This is a genomic window from Paracoccus solventivorans (assembly GCF_900142875.1).
GTDB lineage: Bacteria > Pseudomonadota > Alphaproteobacteria > Rhodobacterales > Rhodobacteraceae > Paracoccus > Paracoccus solventivorans.
Genome location: NZ_FRCK01000008.1, coordinates 137,159 through 158,429, shown reverse-complemented (window position 1 = coordinate 158,429; position 21,271 = coordinate 137,159). Strand labels below are relative to the sequence as shown.

The following is a 21,271-nucleotide window of genomic DNA, read 5'->3' as shown; positions in this document are numbered from 1 at the left end:
GCTGACACTCTCATCATCGGGTCACCCCTAGAGAGCCGATATACAAGCTGCTTCGGTCGAATGACCAAACCGCCCGCATATCCCTTCAGATATCTCGCAATGTCAAACAGCAGAGAGAACAAACCAACCGTAGCCGCCAATCTTACTTGGCGAACAACAGCCAGGCCATCCCAAAATTCAGCGCCTCGTTTCCAAGGCAGGAACCCTACCTAGCGATCCCACAACACCCCGTCAAGCCCAAACCTGACAACCGCCGCAGACCACCGAGGCCCCTTCCGGTTCCGCCGCTTCCGGCTTCCCCGTCCCTCGCAGCGTTCCCGCCGTTCGGTGAAGCGGTATCTAGGCCGCGATTTCCGACCTCGCAACAGGAAAATACGATCTCCGTTAATAAATCTTATAAGTAACTGAAATATATATATAAATATCAGAGACGCCTTCGGTGCCCGCCCTGCCCTGCCGCCGACTCGACCTCGTCCAGGCCAGAATCACCGCCGCCAAGACCCGGAATCACCCGCCACGATTCCCCGCCCCCCGAATCCCGAAAACGAAAAAGGGCGCAGCCGAAGCTGCGCCCTTGCATCCGTCGATTCGAAGCCTGCTCAGCGCTTCGAGAACTGGAACGAGCGGCGGGCCTTGCGGCGGCCGTACTTCTTGCGCTCGACCACGCGCGGGTCGCGGGTCAGGAAGCCGGCGGCCTTCAGCGCGGGGCGCAGCCCCGGCTCGTGCAGCTGCAGCGCCTTGGAGATCCCGTGCTTCACCGCACCGGCCTGGCCCGACAGCCCGCCCCCGGCAACGGTGGCATAGACGTCGTACTGGCCGGCGACACCGGCGATGTCGAAGGGCTGGCGCAGGATCATCTGCAGCACCGGGCGGGCGAAATATTCCGCCATGTCCTTGCCGTTCACCACGACCTTGCCCGAACCCGGCTTGACCCAGACGCGGGCGACCGCGTCCTTGCGCTTGCCGGTGGCATAGGCGCGGCCCAGCTCGTCGCGCTGGGGTTCGCGCAGGACCTGGGGCTGCGCGGGGGCCGAGACGCCGGCATCGGCGACCGCAGCGGCGGCCCCGGCATTGGCAGAGACCGCTTCCTTCAGCTGGTCCAGCGACTTGATATCTTGGGCCATGATCAGGCGCTCCGCGTGTTCTTGGTGTTCATGGACTTGACGTCCAGCACTTCGGGCTGCTGGGCCTCGTGCGGATGCTGGTCGCCGGCATAGACGCGCAGGTTGGTCATCTGCTGCTTGCCCAGCTTGTTGCGGCTGATCATGCGCTCGACCGCCTTGATCACCACGCGCTCGGGGTGGGCGCCTTCCAGCACCTGGCGGGCGGTGCGGTGCTTGATCCCGCCCGGGTGGCCGGTGTGCCAGTAATAGCGCTTGTCGTCGCGCTTGTTGCCGGTCATCTGCACCTTGTCGGCGTTGATGATGATGACGTTGTCGCCCATGTCCATGTGCGGGGTGAAGGTCGGCTTGTGCTTGCCGCGCAGGCGGCTGGCGACGATCGTGGCAAGGCGGCCCAGAACGACGCCCTCGGCGTCGATCAGGATCCACTTCTTCTCGATCTCCGCCGGTTTCGCGGTGTAGGTCTTCATCGGTCGTCCCTTTCGGGGGAGTGTGAATTCGGATTGCGGGTCTATGCCTTTGCGGCGCGAAAAGGTCAACGGCAGCGCGTGCCGTTTTTCCGTTTGCAATCAACGCGGTGCGAGATAGGTAATATAATACCCTGCGGCAGCACCCCGATTCAGCATCACTTCGGCGGAATCGAATAGGTCAGCGCCGCCCGCGCCACCGGCTCGTCCTGCCCGTCGCTGCGGATCAGCACCTCGCCCACGGCCAATACCCGGCCCAGCTTCAGCAACCGGCAGTCGGCCAGCAGATCGCGCGAGGGCGCGGGCTTGCGCATGAAGTCGATGTTGCCGCCGGTGGTCACCGCCAGCGCCACCTCTCCGATCCGCGACAGCACCGCGGCATACATCACCAGATCAGCCAGCATAAACATGGTCGGCCCCGACACCGTGCCGCCCGGCCGCAGGTGCCGGTCCTCGATCGCCAGCCGCATCTGCAGGCCGTCGGGCCGCATCTCGGTCACGCTGTAGCCGCTGACCTGCGGAAACTCGCGCGCCAGGAACGACTCGATCTCATGCGCCTGCATCATGCTTTCCCCCCATGCCGTTGCGCCCTACAGTCTGGCCCAGGGGATACGGAGGATACAATGGCAGAGAGCTTGATCCGGCAGGAAAATCATGGGGCTGTGGCGCGGCTGGTGATGACCGGCGGCGCGAATTACAACGCGCTGTCGGTCCAGATGCTGGCGGCGCTGGGGCAGGCGCTGGACCGGATCGCCGCGGATGACAGCGTGCGCGCCGTGATCCTGGCGGCGGAGGGCAAGGCATTTTCCGCCGGCCACGACCTGCGCCAGATGCAGGCGGCGCGGGCCGACGCCGACGGTGGCCGCGCGGCCTATGAGGAACTGTTCGCCGATTGCGCGCAGGTGATGCAGAAGATCGCCGCCCTGCCCCAGCCGGTGATCGCCGAGGTGCAGGGCGTGGCCACCGCCGCCGGCTGCCAGCTGGTCGCCAGCTGCGACATGGCGGTCGCGGCCGAGGGCGTGCGCTTTGGCGTGAACGGCATCAACATCGGGCTGTTCTGCACCACGCCGATGGTCGCCCTGACCCGCGCCATCCCGCCCCGCGCGGCTTTCGAGCTGCTGGTGACGGGCGAGTTCATGGATGCGGCCCGCGCCCGCGAACTGGGGCTGGTCAACCGCGTCGTGCCCGCGGCCGAGCTTGCCGAAAGCACGATGGAACTGGCGCAGCTGGTCGCCTCGAAACTGCCCAGCGCCGTGCGTTTGGGCAAGCGCGGCTTCCGCGAACAGCAGGGGCTGTCGCTGGCCGATGCCTATCAGCGCGGCGGCGCCATCATGTGCGAAAACCTGATGCTACCCGAGACCGACGAGGGCATGGCCGCATTCCTGGAAAAACGCCCGCCCTCCTGGGCGAACTGAGCGGGCGGGGCGGGCCGGCCTAGCCGATCTGCCCCAGCGCCGGGAACGTCTCGAGCAGCCAATAGCTGATCACCCCCATCCAGCCGGTCAGCAGCAGCAGGCCCACCGCGATCAGCAGCACGCCCGACACCCGCTCGATCACGCCCATATGGCGCTTGAGCCGGTTCATCAGCCCCATCGAGCGCTCGATGAAGATCGCCGACAGCAGGAACGGGATGCCCAGCCCCAGCGCATAGGTGCCCAGCAGCGTGGTGCCGCGCGCCGGGTCGGTCGCCGCCAGCGTCAGGATCATCGACAGTTGCGGCCCGATGCACGGCGTCCAGCCGAACGCAAAGGCCAGCCCCAGGAAATACGCCCCCAGCGCCGAGCCGCCCTTGTCGCCGGTGTCCAGCCGCGCCTCGCGGTCCAGGATCGGGATGCGGAACACATGCAGAAAATGCAGCCCCAGCAGGATCACGAAGATCCCCGAGATCGTCACCAGCCACGGCTGGTACTGCAGGAACGCCCGTCCAAAGGCCGAGGCCGCATAGCCCATCAGCAGGAACACCGTCGACAGGCCCAGCACGAAGAACAGCGCCGGCAGCACCGCGCTGCGCTGGCCCTCGCGCAGGTCCGAGACCTTCACCCCGGTCATATAGGCCAGATAGGGCGGCACGATCGGCAGCACGCAGGGCGACAGGAAGGACAGGATCCCGGCCGCCACCGCGACAAGCATGGCGGGCAGGATGGCGGCATCGACGAGTTCAATTCCAAACATGGCGGCACCTTGGCGAAAACTTCGGGGCCGGGGAAGACCCCGGCCCCGCAACGAATGGTCACAGTGGCGTCATGTCCGCAGCGGCCCGATCAGCCGGCCGACCACCAGCCGCGGCGCTTGGGCCGCGCAGCCTCTTCCGGCTCGGCGGCGACGGGCTCGGGCTGGGCCTCGGCCGCAGCGAGCTCGGCCACAGGCTCGGCCACGGCTTGCAGTGCCGCGGCCTCCGCGTCGCCCTCGACCTCATCCTCAGCCTCGGCTTCCGCAGTCGCGGCTTCCACCGCTTCCGGGGCAGTTTCGGGGGCCGCAACCTCCACAGCCGCCTCGGCGGGCTCGTCCTGCGACAGCGACACGGCGGGCTCGGCCACAGCCGCAGCAGCCTCCCCGTTGCCATCACCGTCCGTCTCGGCGGCCTCCGCCTCAACGACCTCGGCCGCGTCGTCGCCGGCCGAGCGGCCCAGCAGATCATCGGTCAACCCGTCGGCATTGGCCGGGATGCCGCCGGTTTCGACCGGCACGCCTTCCCCAGCCGGGGCGTCGCGGCTTTCGTCGATCACCGTCGGGGTCGGGTTCTGACCGTCGGCCTCGCCCTCGCCATTGCCATTGCCCCGATCCTCGCCACTGCGCCGCGACCGCGAGCGCGAGCGGGACCGGCGCGAGCGTCCCGAACCCGTGGCCTCCGGCGCGGCTTCGCCCGCCCCGGCATTGGCCTCGGCCGCAGCGGTTTCACCGCTATCCTCAGCCTCGGATTCCCCATCCTCGCCCGACAGCGTGGCGTAATCCTCGTCCCCCGACTCCTCGCCGTTGCGCCGGCGGCGCCGGCGACGGCGGCGGCGGGTCGAGGAAGCCGCGTCCTCGCCGTTGCCCTCGTCCGGCGCGGCGGCAGATTCGGTCGCGGTCGCCTCGACCACCTCTGCCTCATCCTCGACCGAGCTGTCGGATTCGTCGATTTCCGCCATCAGCCGCGCATCCACCGACAGCGCCGCGGTCGATTGATCCGGGATCGCCCGCGTGGCGGTCTTGAACTTCTCGAGCGAGTAGTCGGGCGAGATCAGCGCCGGATCCGCCTCGATCCGCACCGACAGCCCATAGCGCGTCTCGATCCGGGCGATATGGTCGCGCTTCTGGTTCATCAGGTAGTTGGCGACCGCCACCGGCACTTTGACCAGAACCTCACGCGACCGCTTGCGGGTGCCCTCTTCCTCGATGGCGCGCAGGATGGTCAGCGCCATGGAATCGTCGGACCGGATCAGCCCGGTGCCGTGGCAATGCGCGCAGGGCTGGGTGGTCGATTCCAGCATCCCCGGCCGCAGCCGCTGGCGCGACATCTCCATCAGGCCAAAGCCGGAAATCCGCCCGACCTGGATCCGCGCCCGGTCGTTCTTCAGCGCCTCCTTGAAGCGTTTTTCCACGGCGGCGTTGTTCTTGCGCTCGTCCATGTCGATGAAATCGACGACGATCAGCCCCGCCAGGTCGCGCAGCCGCAGCTGCCGCGCGATCTCGTCCGCGGCCTCGCAGTTGGTCTTGAACGCGGTCTCCTCGATCGAGCCTTCCTTGGTGGCCCGGCCCGAGTTCACGTCGATCGCCACCAGCGCCTCGGTGATGCCGATGACGATATAGCCGCCGGATTTCAGCTGCACGACCGGGTTGAACATGCCGGCAAGGTAGCTTTCCACCTGATAGCGCGCGTAGAGCGGCGTCGAGTCGGTGTAATGCTTCACGTTGCGGGCGTGGGTCGGCATGATCATCGCCATGAAGTCGCGGGCGGTGCGATAGCCGCGCTCGCCCTCGACCAGCACCTCGTCGATGTCCTTGCTGTACAGGTCGCGGATGGTGCGCTTGATCAGGTCGCCTTCCTCGTAGATCGGCGCGGGGGCGATCGACTTGAAGGTGCGTTCGCGGATCTGTTCCCACAGCCGCATCAGATATTCATAGTCGCGCTTGATCTCACTGCGGGTGCGCTGGCTGCCGGCGGTGCGGATGATCAGCCCGGCGCCCTGCGGCACCTCAAGCTCGGCGGCGATCTCTTTCAGCTTCTTGCGGTCGGCGACATTGGTGATCTTGCGGGAAATCCCGCCGCCGCGCGCGGTGTTCGGCATCAGCACGCAATAGCGGCCGGCGAGGCTCAGATAGGTGGTCAGCGCGGCGCCCTTGTTGCCGCGTTCTTCCTTGACCACCTGCACCAGCATGATCTGCCGGACCTTGATGACCTCTTGAATCTTGTAGCGGCGGGCGCGGGGCTTGCGCGAGGGGCGGATTTCCTCGGTCACGTCCTCTTCGGCAATCGATTCGATATCGTCGTCCGAATCGCCGTGGTCGTCGCCGTGATCCTCGGCCTCTGCCGCAGTCGTATCACCTGCAACGTCCGCGGTTTCGACCGCTGCCCCGGCTTCCGGGGTCGCCACCGTGGTGCCCTGATCGGCCTCCGCACCACCCGCAGCCGCGGCGTCGTCAGAGCCGGCGTCGATGATCTCCATCCCCGGCACATCATCCGAGCGGCTCACCGCATCGTCCTGCACCGCCCGCTCGGCACGTTCCTCGCGGGCCCCGTCCCGACTGCCATCGCGCGAGCCGTTACGGCCCCGGCCCCGGCTGCGCGAGCTGCGGCGTTCCTGCGCACCCTCTTCGGCCTCGGCCTCGGCGGCGGCGGCGCGATCCTCTTCGATCAGCGCGGCGCGGTCGGCGGCGGGGATCTGGTAGTAATCCGGGTGGATTTCCGCAAAGGCCAGGAACCCGTGGCGGTTGCCGCCGTAATCGACGAAGGCCGCCTGCAGCGAGGGCTCGACCCGCGTCACCTTGGCCAGGTAGATGTTCCCGGCCAGCTGGCGCTTGTTCAGAGTTTCGAAATCAAAGTCTTCGACCTTGGTTCCGTCCGCCACGACCACCCGGGTTTCCTCGGGATGGGTGGCGTCGATCAGCATCTTCTTTGCCATGTAATGTTCTTTCACGCAGCCCGTCCGGACCTGTCACGCGACAGGACGACCGGGCGGGGCTGCGACATGATGCGGACGCCATGGTTGCGGCAGAACAGGCGGCACCCCCAACGGGTATGGGGGCGGACAGGATCGATTCCCGCCGCCCCCTTGCGTCACCTTGCCTTGCGCGATCCATCGCGTCTGTTTCCTTTTGGCCGCATGCGGACCCGCAGGGCCCGCCGCGACGGCTGATATTCAGGCCCGACGCACCAAGAGGATACGCCTGAGGACCGGCTTTCTTCCGCGCGGCCCGACCTGCTGCCCCCAAAGGGGTCCACGGCCGGCACCACGCTGCGAAACTGGCTGCGGCGCATGGTCGCCAGATCGGACGACCGCACCCGCATGGGGTGAACATAGGGGCATGGCATCTTGGATTTCAATGCGAAACTGTCGCGTCCCGCATCGAACTGCGCCCCGGGCGCCGCGATCAGCGGTTGTCCTGACAGGTTTCCGGGCTGAGCAGGCAGACGAACACGCCCAGAACCGCCCCCGTCCGGGCAAGGTCGTTCATGGTCGATTCATCGCGCGAGATCAGCCGATCGGCCGACACCCATTCCGACACCCCATCCGACATTCGCCGCACCTTCACTCGTCCGTTCGCCTGGTCGATTTCCTGAATGATCGAAGGTGAATCGCTGAGGATTCCCTGCACATGCACCCCGTCCCCGACTGCCAGCCCCCGCACGGTCGGCGGTCCGGTGTAAGCCGGCGGCGCAACGGGAACAGGTGCAGCCGGAGCAGGGGCGGCCGGAGCAGAAGGGACGCCAGCCGAACCCTGTCCGCGCCATGCCTCGAAACGCGCCAGAACCGCCGGCCGGTCCCGCTCTGCCACCAGCGCAAAGGAAACACGCTTTGTTTCAGGGGCAGCGAGGTGTCGGGCCAGATCCTCAAGATCCGACACCTTGGTCGGATTCGGCGGCTGAACCCATTCCACATGGGTGCTCCCGAACGAAAACGGGAAATACTGAAATCCTTGGCTTTCGCTGCCCGCGCTCGCTTCGGCCGGTGCCATGGCAACATAGGTGCGATCGGGAAAACTGGTGGACCCAAGCACGGCAATGATCGTGGCCGCCATGGGCGGCCATCCCTGCAATTGATAGCCCAGCGCGGCCTTGTCCGGCCCGACGACCAGCGCCAGGATGGCATCCTGCTCGGCAGTCTGGAACAGATATTCACCCTCGGGGTAAGCGCCGGTCACCGAATAGACAGAGGCCGCCGGCCTCAGGTCTGCAGTGCTTTCGTATCGACACCCGGCCAGCACCAGGGACAGCATTGCCAGAGCGATTCGCATCTGCATGATCCCCCTCCCGTTTCCCTGATGATAACAGAAACGAGAGCGCCACGGTCATGTTCCGGCCTGTCTTTTCGACGGGGCCACCGTTTTACAGGTAATCGCCGCGGCTCAGCCCGTATTTCGCCATTTTCTCGTTCAGGGTGCGGCGCGGCAGGCACAATTCGTCCATCACCGCGCTGATCGAGCCCTTGTGGCGGCGCATGGTGTTGTCGATCAGCATCCGTTCGAAGGATTCGACATATTCCTTCAGCGGCTTGCCCTCGGTGGTGGTGGCGTCGGTCTGCGCCTCCTCGCCGTCCCCCAGCAGCAGCGAGGTGATCGAGCCGGTGCCGCGGCGGTTCTGCAGCACCGCGCGCTCGGCCACGTTGATCAGCTGGCGCACGTTGCCCGGCCAGGGCGCCTGCAGCAGCTGCGCGGCCTCTTGCGCGGTGATCTGCGGCGGCTCGCAGCCGTATTCGTCGGCGAACTGCTCGGTCATGCGGGTGAACAGGGCCAGGATATCCTCGCCCCGCTGGCGCAGCGGCGGCAGGGTGATCTTCAGCGCCGACAGGCGATAGAACAGGTCCGGGCGCAGGCTGTCCTCGGCCCGCCGCCCCTCGCCGCGGGCGTTGGAAATGGCGATGATCCGGGTTTCGGCCGGGCTGCCCTGATCGGCGATAAAGGCCAGCAGCCGCGCCTGCAACGGGTCCGACAGCGCCTCGATATCCTCGAGGCACAGCGTGCCGCCGCGGGCTTCCTCGACCGCGGGCAGACCGTCCTCGACCGGGCCGAACAGCCGCGTCGCCAGCGCCTCATCGTTGTAGGCGGCACAGGAGATCGGCACGAACTTGCGCGAGGCCCGCGGCCCCACCGCGTGCAGCGCATGCGCGACCAGGGTCTTGCCGGTGCCGGTCTCGCCGTCGATCAGCACATGGCCGTCGGCCTGCCCCAGGTCCAGGATATCCTCGCGCAGCCGCTCCATCGCGGGGCTGGTGCCAACCAGCTTCGACATCACCTGCTGACCCTCGGACAGATCGCGGCGCAAAGCGCGGTTGTCCAGGGTGATCCGCCGCGCCTGCAGCGCCTTTTTCGCCAGCTCGGTCATGCGGTCGGGGTTGAAGGGCTTTTCCATGAAATCCATGGCTCCCAGCCGCATCGCCTCGACCGCCATCGGCACGTCGCCGTGGCCGGTGATCATGATGACCGGCAGCGCCGAATCCTGCCCCATCAGCCGCTTGAGAAACGCCATCCCGTCCATGCCGGGCATGCGAATGTCGGTGATGACCGCGCCGGGCCAGTCGGGGCCGATCACCTTCAGCGCCTCTTCGGCGCTGGCGAACACCTCGGTGGTGAAGCCCGACAGCGTCAACCACTGGCTGATCGATTCGCGCATGTCCGGTTCGTCGTCCACGATCGCCACGGTCATCGTCTGCGTCATGCCATTATCCTTTCGTCACTCGGCAGCCAGCGGCTTGGCGCCATGCCGGGCAGGTTCGTAAAGCGGCAGGTCGACGTCGAACACCGCACCGCCGCCCTGGCGGTTGTGCGCGGTCAGCCTGCCGCCGAAATCGGCCACGATCCCGGACGAGATCGCCAGCCCCAGCCCGGTTCCCTCGCCGGGGCTCTTGGTCGTCCAGAAGGGTTCAAAAAGTTTTTCCAGATCGTCTACGCCGGGGCCATTGTCCCGGACAGACAAATGCGCGTGTGACAGCTTGTTGACCACCAGCTCGATCGAGGCGTCGCGCACGGTCTTGGTGGCGTCCAGCGCGTTGCGCACCAGGTTGATGATGACCTGTTCCAGCCGGATGCGGTCGCAGAACACCATCACCGGCTCGGACGGGACGCTGCGCTGCAGCCGCACCCGCCGGGTGCGCAGCTGCGGCTCCATCATGGTCAGAGCGCTGGACAGCGCGGCGCGCAGGTCCACCGGCTCGAACGCCTCGCCGCCCTTGCGGGCATAGGATTTCAGCTGCTTTGTGATCGCGCCCATCCGGTCCAGCAGGTCGTCGATGCGCTGGAACGAGGTCATCGCCTCGGTATCCCGCCCCCGTTCCAGCAGCAGCCGTGAGCCGGCCAGATAGGTCTTCATCGCCGCAAGCGGCTGGTTCAGCTCGTGGCTGACGCTGGCCGACATTTCCCCCAGCGCCGCCAGTTTCGAGGCCTGCTGCACCGTCTGCTCGGCCACGCGCAGCTCGCGCTGCACCCGCTCGCGCTCGGCGATCTCGCGGGTCAGGCGGGTGTTCAGCGCCCGCAGGTCGGCGGATTCGCGGCGGTAGCGGGCGGACTGCACCCGGGCGCGGCGGGATAGCAGATAGAACCCCAGCGCCAGCAGGATCGCGAACCCCATGATTTCCAGCGCCAGGAAGGTGTTCACCCGGTCGCGGATCGAATCATAGGTGGTGAACAGGGTCATCCGCCAACCGCGGAACGGGATGCGAGTCTGGGTCTGCATCACCGCCTTGCCGCCGACATAGGCGTCGGCCGGGCGGTTGGTCCAGTCGGCGGTGACCTGATAGGCCCGCTCGATCGCCGAGGGGGCGGATCGCACCGCCAGCGCATCATCCAGCGTGCGCCCGCGCCAGCGCGATTCGGTCGCCAGGATGATCTGCCCCGAGCTGTCGGTGACTGCGACCGCATCCTGCACCCCGCCCCAGGACCGCTCCAGCCGCCCCAGATCGGCGCCGACCACGATCACCCCCAACGAGCGTCCCTCGCTGACCACGGCGCGGGAATAGGCGAACTCGAACCCGCCGCTGTCGGCAGGCGACACGGTGAACACGGTGTCGTTGGTGCGCAGCGCCTCGACGTAGAACGGCGACAGCACGTAATTCGCGCCCAGCAGCTTGCGGTCGGTGGCCCCCACCACCCGGCCCGAATTGTCCAGCAGCCGGATCGAGGCGACGGCGATTTCCTTTTGCGCCGCGATCAGCCGGGCCGAGATCGTCGCATAGTCCTTGTTGCTCAGCGACCCGATCAGCGCCGGGTCGCGCGCCAGCAGCAGCGGCACCACCGAGGTGCGCTGCAATTCCGACAGTAGGTTGCCGGTGAACAGCGCCGAACGCAGTTCGGCCCGCACCCGGGTGCTTTCGGAAAACCGGTCGGTCAGCCAGACGTTCGTCCACCAGATCGCGCCGATGGCGGCAATCAGCAGCCCCAGGATGCCGATGCGATTGACCAGACGCGCGCCCGCCGTCGCCCGGACACGTTGCGCGGCGGGATCGGTCGGTTCTTGCTCAATCTCTCGGCCGCTGGCTGCCATGGTAACAATCTAGGTAAAACCGGCTGGCCGCTCAAGCGGTTGCAGGGCTGCCGCGCCCCCCGGCGACAGCCCGCAGCGGCCAGAGCGCAAGTCGCGGCTCAGACCGCGACCGTGGAATCGATCAGGCCGCGGAACAGCCGCGCCCCGTCGGCGCCGCCATGCGCGGTCTCGGAGGCGCGCTCGGGGTGCGGCATCATCCCCAGAACCCGGCGGTTTTCCGACAGCACCCCGGCGATATCGGCGACCGAGCCGTTCAGTTTTCCCCGATAGGTCAGGGCGATACGCCCCTCGGCCCGCAGCCTTGCCAGCCCCTCGGGGTCGATCTGGTAATTGCCGTCGTGATGGGCGACGGGCAGGCTGATCTCTTCACCCTCGGCAAAGGCCGACAGGAAATCGTTCTCACGCGAGGCGACCCGCAGCGGCGCATCCTTGCAGATGAAGGTCAGCCCGGCGTTGCGCATCAGCGCGCCCGGCAGCAGCCCCAGCTCGGTCAGCACCTGGAAACCGTTGCAGACCCCCAGCACATAGCCGCCCCGCGTCGCATGGTCGCGGATCGCGCGGGCGACGGGCGAGCGCGCGGCGATGGCGCCGCAGCGCAGATAGTCCCCGAACGAGAACCCGCCCGGCACCGCCACCAGATCGGTGCCCTCGGGCAGGGCGTCGTCCTTGTGCCAGACCCGCGCCACCTCGGCACCGGCGGCCTCCAGCGCCACCGCAAGGTCGCGGTCGCAGTTGGAACCGGGAAATGTGATGACGGCTGCTTTCATCGGGCGCGCTCCACTCTGGCCATGGGATGCAGATAGCGTGTGCGGCCCTCCGGGAAAAGGGTGGCCGGGGAACTCGGACCGCCGCGCCGCGGTTTCCGCAAGCGGAGTTCCAGCCAAAGGACGACCCCATGGACCTGAATCGACGCCAGACCCTGGCCGGCGCGCTGGCCTGCACCGCCGCCGCCGCGCTGCCCGCGGCACTGCGGGCGCAGGCAGCAGCCCCAACCCCTGCCGCCGCGCCCGGTTTCCTGACCCCCTTCGAACATGCCAGCCTGATGCTGACGCTGGGCGGGCAGAATATCCTGGTCGACCCGGTGGGCGGGGCCGACCGCTATGCCGCGGCCGGGCCGATGGCCGCGGTGCTGGTCACCCATGAACACGGCGACCATTTCGACCCCGAGGTGCTGGCCGCGGTAGTGACCGACGGCGTGGCGCTGGTGGTGAACCCGGCGGTGGCCGAAAAACTGCCCGAAGACTTGCGCGCCCGCGCCACCGTCATGAAGAACGGCGACAGCGGCGAGATCGCGGGCATCAAGATCGAGGCGGTGCCCGCCTACAACATCACCCCCGAGCGCACCCAGTATCACCCGCAGGGGCGCGACAACGGCTATGTGCTGAGCTCGGCCGAACACGGCCGCATCTATATCGCCGGCGACACCGAGGCGACGCCCGAGTTCATGGCCCAGCAAGACATCGCGCTGGCCTTCGTGCCGATGAACCTGCCCTACACCATGAGCATCGACCAGGCGGTCGAGGGCGTGGCCGCGATGGCGCCGCGGCTGGTGATCCCCTATCATCACCGCGGCAACGACCCGGCCGAGTTCGCGGAAAAGCTGCGCGCTGCCGGCTCGCAGACGCAGGTCGCCATCGTGGACTGGTATCCCGGCAGCGACGACCCCAAGGGCCCCGCCGATTGAAACGCAAGACGGCCGGGCAATTGCCCGGCCGCCTGTCGCTTTTTGCCCGCCGGTCTCAGCCAGCCAGCGCCTTGTTCAGGTATTCGTCGACCTTTTCCAGGTAACCCATGGTCGACAGCCATTTCTGTTCCGGGCCGACCAGCAGCGCCAGGTCCTTGGTCATGTGGCCGTCCTCGACCGCCTGCACGGTCACCCGCTCCAGCGTTTCGGCGAACCGCATCAGCGCGTCGTTGCCGTCCAGCTTGGCGCGGTGCTTCAGCCCGCCGGTCCAGGCGTAGATCGACGCGATCGAGTTGGTCGAGGTTTCCTTGCCCGCCTGATGCTGGCGATAGTGGCGGGTCACCGTACCATGCGCGGCCTCGGCCTCGACGGTCTGCCCGTCCGGCGTCATCAGCACCGAGGTCATCAGGCCAAGCGAGCCGAACCCTTGCGCGACGGTATCGGACTGCACGTCGCCGTCGTAGTTCTTGCAGGCCCAGACATAGCCGCCCGACCATTTCAGGTTCGAGGCCACCATGTCGTCGATCAGCCGGTGCTCATAGGTGATGCCGGCCTTCTTGAACTTGTCCTCGAACTCGGCCTCGTAGACCTCCTGGAACAGGTCCTTGAAGCGGCCGTCATAGGCTTTCAGGATGGTGTTCTTGGTGGACAGGTAGACCGGATAGTTGCGCAGCAAGCCGTAATTCATCGAGGCGCGGGCAAAGTCGCGGATCGAATCGTCCAGGTTGTACATCGCCATGGCCACACCCGAGGACGGGGCGTCGAACACCTCGTGCTCGATGGTCTCGCCATCCTCGCCGACGAACTTGATCGTCAGCTTGCCCTTGCCGGGGAAGCGGAAATCGGTGGCCTTGTACTGGTCGCCGAAAGCGTGGCGGCCGACGATCACCGGCTGGGTCCAGTGCGGCACCAGCCGCGGCACGTTCTTGCAGATGATCGGCTCGCGGAAGATCACCCCGCCCAGGATGTTGCGGATGGTGCCGTTCGGCGACTTCCACATCTTCTTCAGGCCGAACTCTTCGACCCGCGCTTCATCCGGGGTGATGGTCGCGCATTTCACGCCGACGCCGTATTGCTTGATGGCGTTGGCGGCGTCGATGGTCACCTGATCCTCGGTCGCGTCGCGATGCTCGATGCCGAGGTCGTAGTATTTCAGGTCGATGTCGAGATAGGGCAGGATCAGCTTCTGCTTGATGAAATCCCAGATGATCCGGGTCATCTCGTCGCCGTCGAGCTCGACGACGGGGTTGTCTACCTTGATCTTGGTCATGTGGCGCCCCTTGCAGTGGAAGTCGGTCTGCGGCGCCTATAGCCCAGAACTTGCGCGAGGGGAAGGCTTGTATGCCGTGGTATACATTTATGCCGCAGCCCGTCGCGGCATGGGCCCGGGCAGGCGGGCGGCGCAACCTTGGGCTGCGCCGCCGCCGGTCCTCAGCGGGTGGTCTCGGTCAGCCGCCGCCGCACATAGGCCTGCACCGAATCGATCATCGGCTTCATGTGCGCCTCATCGTCGCGGAAGAAATGATCGGCGCCTTCGATGGTCTCGTGGGTGATGGTGATGCCCTTCTGCTCGCGCAGCTTGCCGACCAGCCCTTCGGTGTCCTTGGGGGGCGCCACCCGGTCGGCAGTGCCGTGGATGATCAGCCCCGAGGCCGGGCACGGCGCCAGGAAGCTGAAATCATACATGTTCGCCGGCGGCGCCACGCTGATGAAGCCGGTGATCTCGGGGCGCCGCATCAGCAGCTGCATCCCGATCCAGGCACCGAAGCTGAACCCCGCCACCCAGCAGTGTTTCGAGTTCGGGTTCATCGCCTGCAGGTAATCCAGCGCCGAGGCGGCATCGGACAGCTCGCCCACGCCCTGGTCGAATTCGCCCTGGCTGCGGCCGACGCCGCGGAAGTTGAAGCGCAGCACGGTGAAGCCCATGCGGTGAAAGGCATAGTGCAGGTTGTAGACCACCCGGTTGTTCATCGTGCCCCCGAACTGCGGGTGCGGATGCAGCACGATGGCCAGCGGCGCATCGGGCTTGGGTTGCGGATGGTAGCGGCCTTCCAGCCGACCCTCGGGACCGGGAAAGATAAGCTCGGGCATGACACTCCTAATCGGCTGGTCGCCGCGTGGACGGGGTGCGATCCGCGACCCGCCCGGTTTCCTTGACGCAGCAGAACGCAATCATTAGACCGCAATCTGGTGTGCGCGACCGGTTTTCGCAAGAAACGGCCCCAAGGGCTTAGCGCAGGCTCCGCGCAGGCGTCAACGCCCGCCCCCGGCCTGCGGCGGGGATCGGTCGGGCGGGGACTGGTAGTCGAGGGGGCGCCGATGAAGCTTTCCACAAAAGGCCGCTATGCCATGGTCGCGCTGGTGGATCTGGCCACCAGCCCGGGCAATCTGACGACCTTGGCCGAGATCTCGCGGCGGCAGAACATCTCGCTGCCCTATCTCGAACAGCTGTTCGTGCGGCTGCGCCGGGCGGGGCTGGTCGAAAGCGTGCGCGGCCCGGGCGGCGGCTACCGGCTGGCGCGCACTCCCGAATCCATCCGCATCGCCGATGTGCTGGGTGCGGTGGACGAGACCGTCAGCGCGCTGCATGTCGGCGCCGGGGCCTCGGGCGGCAGCAGCGGGACGCGTGCACAATCACTGAGCAACCGGCTGTGGGAGGGGCTGTCGGCGCATGTCTACGTGTTCCTGCACAGCAACACCCTGGCCGACGTGGCGGGCAACACCCTGCTGCCCTGCCCGGCCGTGCCCGCGATCCTGTCGGTCGAGGACGAGGCCGACGCCCCCGCCTGACCGCGCGCCCGGCCGCGGCCCCCGGCCGGGGGTGCAAGGATGCCACGCCCCGGCCGCAAGCGCGCCGGATCACGCAATCCTGCATTTGAAGCCCGGCGCGCAGCCCGATAATCGGGCGGAAGTTTCAAGGACGGATGCACCAAGATGACCAAGCTGACCCTTGCCGCCGGCATCGCGCTGATGATGACGCTGTCGGCCTGCGCCATCGCGCCCCCGCCCCAGATCGGCCCGGACGGCCAGCCGATCCCGACCGCCTATCGCATCACCCCGATGGATCAGGCGCAGATCCCGAACCGGGTGCTGACCCAGATCAACCTGCTGCGCAGCCAGCAGGGGATGCAGCCGCTGACCCTGAACCCGCAGCTGGCCGCCGCCGCCATGGCCCATTCCCGCGACATGTCGGCGCAGAACCGGGCTTGGCATTTCGGTTCGGACGGGTCGTCGCCGCTGGACCGGGTGCGGCGGCAGGGCTACGCCGGCTCGTTGCTGGGCGAGGATATTTCCGAAACCTACGAGAACGAGATCGCCACCCTGAACGCTTGGATGCAGACCCGCGACACCCGCGACCTGATCATGGACCCGGCCGCGCGCGAGCTGGGGATGGGCTGGTTCCAGGAGCCGTCGAACAAGATCTGGTGGACGATGCTGATCGGGGCCTGAGCCGCCCGCTTACGGCGGCGCCCGACCGGGGCGCGGCCCCGGACCCCGGGATATTTGGGCAAGGAAGAAGCGCGAAGCGTCAGGCGTTGCCCTTGCGGCGGCGGGTTTCCCAGCCTTTCTTCGCGGCTTTCGAGCGTTCCTCATGCGTGGACGAGCGGCCCGAGCCGGATTTCTTGCCGCCGCCGTCCTGCTTGTTGACCGTGGCCCAGGCAATCTCCTCGGCCCGTTTCTCGGACGCGCCGCGGTCCTCGTAGCTTTCGGCGATATGCTCGGCCTTGCGCTTCTGCTTGTCGGTATAGGCGTCCTTGTCTCCGCGTGGCATGGATGGTTCCTCCTGCTGCGGGCGGCATCTGCCGCCTGCGGGGGAAACCATCCGCCCGGGGGCGCGGTTCCGGCCTAGATGGTGACGTTCAGCGCGCCGCCGTCCAGCAGCAGGTTCTGCCCCACGATGAACCGCGCCTGCTGCGAACACAGGAAGGCGCAGGCGGCGCCGAAATCCTCGGCCCTTCCATAGTCGCGGGTCGGGATGGTGACCTCGCGCCGGGCACGGGCCTCGGCCGGAGTGATCCCCTGCGCATCGGCCACCCCCTGATCCAGCGAGGTGGCGCGATCGGTGTCGTGGATGCCGGGCAGCAGGTTGTTCACGCAGACGCCCTTTTCCGCCACCTGCCGCGACATCCCCGCCACAAAGCCCGTCAGCCCGGTGCGCGCGGTGTTCGACAGCCCCAGCTGCCCGATGGGCGAGCGCACCGCAGCCGAGGTGATGTTGACCACCCTGCCCCAGCCGCGATCCATCATCCCCGGCACCAGCGCCTGCATCAGCGCGATCGCCGACAGCATGTTGGCGTCGATGGCGCGGATGAAATCCTCGCGCGACCAGTCGGTCCAGTGGCCGGGCGGCGGGCCGCCGGCGTTGGTCACCAGGATGTCGGCCTGCCCGCCCAGCGCCTCGAGCACCTGCGCGCGGCCCTCGGGGGTGGTGATGTCGGCGGCGACCGGGGTCACCCGCACGCCATGCGCCGCGGCGATCTCCTGCGCGGTGCGGGCCAGGTCCTCGGCGCCGCGGGCGTTGATGACCAACTCGACCCCCTCGGCCGCCAGCGCCTCGGCGCAGCCGCGGCCCAGCCCCCTGGACGCCGCGCAGACGAGCGCCTTCCTGCCCCTGATCCCCAGATCCATCGCCGGTTCCCCCTTGTTGCGGTCGGTGGCACCCAAGCGCCGCGCCTTGCCGGGGTCAAGCCCCGGCGGGGGCGGCGTCAGAAACAGAGGATCTCGGCCTCGGCCTCGGCCCGGTGCAGCTCGGCCACCAGCGCCTCCATCACCGGGCTGCCGCGGAACATGGCGCTGCGCTCGCCTGTGGTCTGGCGCATCCGCAGCACGGTTTCCGCCTGCACGTAGGAATCATACGGCAACACATCGGCGATGGCGTCGATGGCGCAGGAACAGCGGCGCAGCGATTCGGGGGTTTCGCCGTTCACCGCCATGCAGGCCAGCGCGTATTCCACGCGCGTCTCGGTCGGGTAGTCGTTGACCGCCTGCGCGTGGGCGGGCAGCGCGGGCCAAAGCCCCGGCGCAGCCAGCAGGCAGGCGAAAAGCAGGTTGCGCATCATCATTCCAGCACCATGGCGTGGCGATAGGGGGCGGGGGCGATCGGCTGCGGCGCCATCCCCTCGGGCGGGACGGCGGCGACCGGGCCGTCGGTTTCGGCCACCAGCTCGCGGATCGGGTCGGAGGGGTCGTCGCCCAGGCGGAACCGCAGCCGCAGCGTCTCGAACCCCTTCATGCGGTCGCTGGCGGGGTCGCCGTCAAAGGGGCGCAGCTCGATCGAGATCCCGTCGTCGCCGCTTGTCGGCGGCCCGGCCTTGGCCAGCGCGTCCTTGATGCGGTTGCGGATATAGAACGGGCTGCCGCCGGTCAGCGTCGCCATGTCGCGGGCGGTGTTTTCCAGGAAGATCACCACCACCGGATCGGCCATCGAGACCGGGAACCGCCCCAGCAGCCGCGTTTCCTCCCCCGCGGTCTGGCGGACTTCCAGCAGCTTCTGCCCGTCGGCGGGGTCGGTGGTCTCGGCCAGCGTGACCCGCCCGTCGCTGATCTGCTGGAAGGCGGGCGACTCGGGGCCCTGATGGTCCAGCCGCCAGTTCAGCTCTTGCGCGCCCAGCACCCAGGGGCCGCGGTCGGTAAAGATCAGCTCGGCCGATTCGCCTGCCGCAGCCGGCGCCAGGGGCAGGGCCGCGCCCAGCGCCAGCACCAGCGCCAGCCGCCGGGCGATCCGCAGCGTCCCGCCGGCAATCGGGCCGGATGCGGGAACATTCCGAAGTCGTGTCATCCGCTCTCCTCTCTTTGCGGCAGCATGGGCGGGGCGGCGGCGCCTGCCAACCCCGGGCCGCCCCGCCTCGGCCATCAGGATGAGATGGCGCGCAGCAGGATCGCGCCCAGCTCGTCGGCACGCACCGGCTTTTCGACCAGCGGCACCCCCAGCGCGGCGCTGGCGCGGGCCGGGCCGGGGCCGCGCTGCGCCGTCACCATCACCGCGGGGATATGCTGGCCGGCGGCGGCGCGCAGCGCCTCGATGGCGCCGATGCCGGTGTCGCCATTGTCCAGGTTGTAGTCGGCCAGGATCACGTCGGGCGGATCATCCTGCCCCATCGCCGCCAGCGCCTCGGCGATGCCGCCGGCGGCGCGCACCACCATGCCCAGCCGGTCGCCCAGCATCAGCTCATACCCCCGCCGCATCGCCGCGTCGTTTTCGACGATCAGCGCCACCCGGGCACGCAGCCCGTGCAGCGCCACCTGGCGAAAGCCGTTCTCGGCCCCGCCCGGCGCTGCCGGGGCCAGCCCGACGCGGAACACCGTGCCGCCGCGGGGCCGGGCCGCGACCTCGAGCGGGTGGCCCAGCTTGGCGCAGGCGCGGCGCACGATGGACAGGCCCAGCCCCATCCCCTGCGGCCCGCCCTCGCGCACGGCGCGCTGGAACTCGTCGAAGATGCGGGCGCGGTCGGCTTCGCCGATGCCGACGCCGCTGTCGTGGATTTCCAGCCAGACCAGCCCGGCCCGGCGGCGCACCCCCACCACCACCCCGCCGGTCTCGGTATATTTGATCGCGTTCGAGACCAGGTTCTGCGCGATCCGGCGCAGAAAGGTCGGGTCGCTGTCCACCACCGCCGAGGTCGGGACAAAGCTCAGCCGCAGCCCCGCGGCCTCGGCCATGGGCGCGTATTCCGCGCCCAGCCGCCGGAACAGCGCGTCCAGCTCGACAGGCTTGCGGTGGAACTCGATGCGCTGGCTGTCCAGCCGGCTGATGTCGAGCACCGCGTGCATCAGTTCCTCGACCGATTCGAAGGCGCCGGCCAGCCGCCCGGCCAGTTCCTGCTGCAACGGGTCCAGTTCTGTATCCGACAGCGCCGACAGGAACAGCCGCGCCGCCGACAGCGGTTGCAGCAGATCGTGGCTGGCCGCACGCAGGAAGCGGGTCTTCGAGCGGTTGGCCTCTTCCGCGGCGGCGCGGGCCACGGCCAGGTCGCGGTTCTTTTCCGACAGGTCGGCCAGCGCCTGTTCCAGGTCGCGGGTGCGGGCCAGCGCCTCTTGTTCCAGCGCGACGGCCGCCTGGAACATCGACCAGGCCGAGCCGCGCCGTTCTTCCAGCCGGTCCACCCGGTCGATCAGCACCGAGACGATGCGTTCCAGCCTTGCGGCGCGGCGGGCGGGGTCTTCGTCGCGGGTCAGCATCAGGCGGCAGGGTCCGGTTCCATCAGCGCCAGCCCGACGAAGGTCTGGTTGACATGCATCGCACCCAGCTGCTCGCCGAAGGTGTTGAAGCCGAAGATGCGGTAGCGGTCGAACAGCTCGGCCATGGCGCCGGTCATGCCGGCCTGCTCGACCGCCAGCCGGCGCAGGATGCAGTCGAAGCCCAGCACCATCAGCGGCAGCCGCGGCAGCGCGTCCAGCGTGTCGGCGAAACCGGCGGTCACGTCGCCGGCCTGCCCCAGCGTCAGCACCGCGCCGGTCTCCACCGCCGACATCAGCTGCAGAGCGCCGCCCTGCCCCACGCCGCTGATCGCGCGGACATGGTGGCGGCGCCCGGTCTTCAGCAGCAGCGGATGGCGGGCGAAATCGGCCCGGCCCAGCCGCGCCGGGTCCAGCCCCGCCAGCCGCGCATATTCCTGCGCCGCCGGCTCGGCGTTCAGTTCGTGGATCACCCGCCCGCCGGGGTCGGCGCTGGTGACCACCGCGCGTTTCTCGGTGGGGGTGAAATGGGCAAAGCTGACCTCGGACACCGCCAGGCTGGTTTCCACCAGCACGAAGATCGCGGCGCCGGGGATCACCGCCCCGTCGAGGATCTGGCAGCTCTGCCCGAAATCCACCCCTTCGCCGGCCGAGCCGCCGACCACCGGCACATCCGGCAGCGCCGCATCCAGCGCGGTAACCAGCACATCCTCCTGGCTTGCGCTGCCGTCGGCCAGCAGGATGCCGAATTGCGACCAGCCGGGGCGGGGCGGAAACTCGTCGCGCAGCTGGCGCAGCTGCGACAGCCAGGCCGACACCGGGATCAATCGCTGATTGCGCAGCGCCACCGCGCCCACCCGGAACGAGCTGCGCGGAAACCCGACGGCGACCACGGTGTCGCGCTGATACCCCGCGGCGCCGATCTCTCCGGCCGAGGAACAGCCGGCGATCCGCACCCCCGCCAGCCGGTCGCCCAGCCGCTGCGCGATCGGCCCCAGCGCGGCGCGGGGCGAGCCGAACAGCAGCACCAGCGCCGGGTCGCATTCCGCCAGCCCCGCGACCAGCGTGTCGGCGCCGGCGGCATCCTCTGCCGCCACGCTCAGCGCCACCGGCGCCTGCGAACCGCCCGGCCCCGCGTCCTCCAACG

The 21,271-nt window shown here is 68.3% G+C and carries 21 protein-coding genes; 4 read left to right on the top strand and 17 right to left on the bottom strand.

All coding sequences use genetic code 11. The features are described 5' to 3' along the window. Positions 1-599: 599 nt before the first annotated feature. The 3 genes from rpsI to BUB57_RS12635 form a co-directional block, all read right to left on the bottom strand. Entirely contained in the window at positions 600-1,124 is a 525-nt protein-coding gene (gene rpsI / locus BUB57_RS12645; RefSeq protein WP_073067546.1) for a 30S ribosomal protein S9, read from the bottom strand. A 2-nt stretch (positions 1,125-1,126) separates the two neighbouring features. Then, positions 1,127-1,591: a 50S ribosomal protein L13 gene (rplM, locus tag BUB57_RS12640; protein WP_073067543.1), complete on the bottom strand. Its 465-nt coding sequence runs from the start codon at positions 1,589-1,591 to the stop codon at positions 1,127-1,129. 155 nt (positions 1,592-1,746) lie between these two features. Continuing rightward, on the bottom strand, positions 1,747-2,151 hold the full coding sequence (locus BUB57_RS12635; RefSeq protein WP_073067601.1) for a PaaI family thioesterase: 405 nt from the start codon (positions 2,149-2,151) through the stop codon (positions 1,747-1,749). Between the two features lie 60 nt (positions 2,152-2,211). On the opposite strand from BUB57_RS12635, the gene BUB57_RS12630 reads away from it, so the two are divergent. Next, positions 2,212-3,003, top strand: a complete 792-nt coding sequence (locus BUB57_RS12630; RefSeq protein ID WP_073067541.1) for an enoyl-CoA hydratase — start codon at positions 2,212-2,214, stop codon at positions 3,001-3,003. A 19-nt stretch (positions 3,004-3,022) separates the two neighbouring features. Here the strand turns inward: BUB57_RS12630 and BUB57_RS12625 are convergent, their stop codons facing one another. The 6 genes from BUB57_RS12625 to purQ all read right to left on the bottom strand — a co-directional run bounded on the left by BUB57_RS12625 (position 3,023) and on the right by purQ (position 12,031). After that, positions 3,023-3,760 (bottom strand): cytochrome c biogenesis CcdA family protein, encoded by a 738-nt coding sequence (locus tag BUB57_RS12625; protein WP_073067539.1) that lies wholly within the window; start codon positions 3,758-3,760, stop codon positions 3,023-3,025. An 89-nt stretch (positions 3,761-3,849) separates the two neighbouring features. After that, the gene (locus BUB57_RS12620; RefSeq protein ID WP_073067532.1) at positions 3,850-6,690 is read right to left on the bottom strand and encodes an Rne/Rng family ribonuclease; all 2,841 of its coding nucleotides are present in this window, start codon (positions 6,688-6,690) and stop codon (positions 3,850-3,852) included. Between the two features lie 469 nt (positions 6,691-7,159). Further along, on the bottom strand, positions 7,160-8,029 hold the full coding sequence (locus BUB57_RS12615; protein ID WP_143159719.1) for a hypothetical protein: 870 nt from the start codon (positions 8,027-8,029) through the stop codon (positions 7,160-7,162). An 85-nt stretch (positions 8,030-8,114) separates the two neighbouring features. After that, a complete protein-coding gene (locus BUB57_RS12610; RefSeq protein WP_073067529.1) occupies positions 8,115-9,443 on the bottom strand; it encodes a sigma-54-dependent transcriptional regulator in 1,329 nt (442 codons plus the stop codon). 15 nt (positions 9,444-9,458) lie between these two features. Beyond that, complete coding sequence (locus BUB57_RS12605) at positions 9,459-11,264, bottom strand: sensor histidine kinase (RefSeq protein WP_084732126.1); 1,806 nt, start codon at positions 11,262-11,264, stop codon at positions 9,459-9,461. A 98-nt stretch (positions 11,265-11,362) separates the two neighbouring features. Beyond that, positions 11,363-12,031, bottom strand: coding sequence for a phosphoribosylformylglycinamidine synthase subunit PurQ (gene purQ / locus BUB57_RS12600; protein WP_073067526.1), 669 nt, complete (start codon positions 12,029-12,031; stop codon positions 11,363-11,365). 128 nt (positions 12,032-12,159) lie between these two features. Between purQ and BUB57_RS12595 the strand changes: the two genes are divergently transcribed. Next, complete coding sequence (locus BUB57_RS12595; protein ID WP_073067524.1) at positions 12,160-12,948, top strand: MBL fold metallo-hydrolase; 789 nt, start codon at positions 12,160-12,162, stop codon at positions 12,946-12,948. A 55-nt stretch (positions 12,949-13,003) separates the two neighbouring features. Here the strand turns inward: BUB57_RS12595 and BUB57_RS12590 are convergent, their stop codons facing one another. Further along, positions 13,004-14,218, bottom strand: a complete 1,215-nt coding sequence (locus tag BUB57_RS12590) for an NADP-dependent isocitrate dehydrogenase (protein ID WP_073067522.1) — start codon at positions 14,216-14,218, stop codon at positions 13,004-13,006. 161 nt (positions 14,219-14,379) lie between these two features. Then, a complete protein-coding gene (locus BUB57_RS12585) occupies positions 14,380-15,039 on the bottom strand; it encodes an alpha/beta hydrolase (protein ID WP_073067520.1) in 660 nt (219 codons plus the stop codon). 228 nt (positions 15,040-15,267) lie between these two features. On the opposite strand from BUB57_RS12585, the gene iscR reads away from it, so the two are divergent. Both iscR and dalA read left to right on the top strand, forming a co-directional pair. Continuing rightward, positions 15,268-15,738, top strand: a complete 471-nt coding sequence (gene iscR / locus BUB57_RS12580) for a Fe-S cluster assembly transcriptional regulator IscR (protein ID WP_073067518.1) — start codon at positions 15,268-15,270, stop codon at positions 15,736-15,738. 144 nt (positions 15,739-15,882) lie between these two features. Further along, positions 15,883-16,398 carry a divisome-associated lipoprotein DalA gene (gene dalA, locus BUB57_RS12575; protein ID WP_073067516.1) on the top strand — a complete coding sequence of 172 codons (516 nt, stop codon included), beginning with the start codon at positions 15,883-15,885 and terminating at the stop codon, positions 16,396-16,398. Between the two features lie 79 nt (positions 16,399-16,477). On the opposite strand, the gene BUB57_RS12570 is transcribed toward dalA, so the two are convergent. From BUB57_RS12570 to BUB57_RS12545, 6 genes are all read right to left on the bottom strand, one after another. After that, positions 16,478-16,720: a plasmid stabilization protein gene (locus BUB57_RS12570; RefSeq protein WP_073067513.1), complete on the bottom strand. Its 243-nt coding sequence runs from the start codon at positions 16,718-16,720 to the stop codon at positions 16,478-16,480. A 74-nt stretch (positions 16,721-16,794) separates the two neighbouring features. Next, positions 16,795-17,577 (bottom strand): SDR family oxidoreductase, encoded by a 783-nt coding sequence (locus BUB57_RS12565; protein WP_073067597.1) that lies wholly within the window; start codon positions 17,575-17,577, stop codon positions 16,795-16,797. A 77-nt stretch (positions 17,578-17,654) separates the two neighbouring features. After that, positions 17,655-18,011, bottom strand: a complete 357-nt coding sequence (locus tag BUB57_RS12560; protein ID WP_327082967.1) for a hypothetical protein — start codon at positions 18,009-18,011, stop codon at positions 17,655-17,657. Then, on the bottom strand, positions 18,008-18,727 hold the full coding sequence (locus tag BUB57_RS12555; protein WP_073067511.1) for a hypothetical protein: 720 nt from the start codon (positions 18,725-18,727) through the stop codon (positions 18,008-18,010). The genes BUB57_RS12560 and BUB57_RS12555 overlap by 4 nt, the downstream gene beginning before the upstream one ends. A 74-nt stretch (positions 18,728-18,801) precedes the next feature. Further along, complete coding sequence (locus tag BUB57_RS12550) at positions 18,802-20,127, bottom strand: ATP-binding response regulator (RefSeq protein WP_073067509.1); 1,326 nt, start codon at positions 20,125-20,127, stop codon at positions 18,802-18,804. Then, positions 20,127-21,269, bottom strand: a complete 1,143-nt coding sequence (locus BUB57_RS12545) for an FIST N-terminal domain-containing protein (protein WP_234952074.1) — start codon at positions 21,267-21,269, stop codon at positions 20,127-20,129. Before BUB57_RS12545 ends, BUB57_RS12550 begins: the two co-directional genes overlap by 1 nt. Positions 21,270-21,271 lie beyond the last annotated feature (2 nt).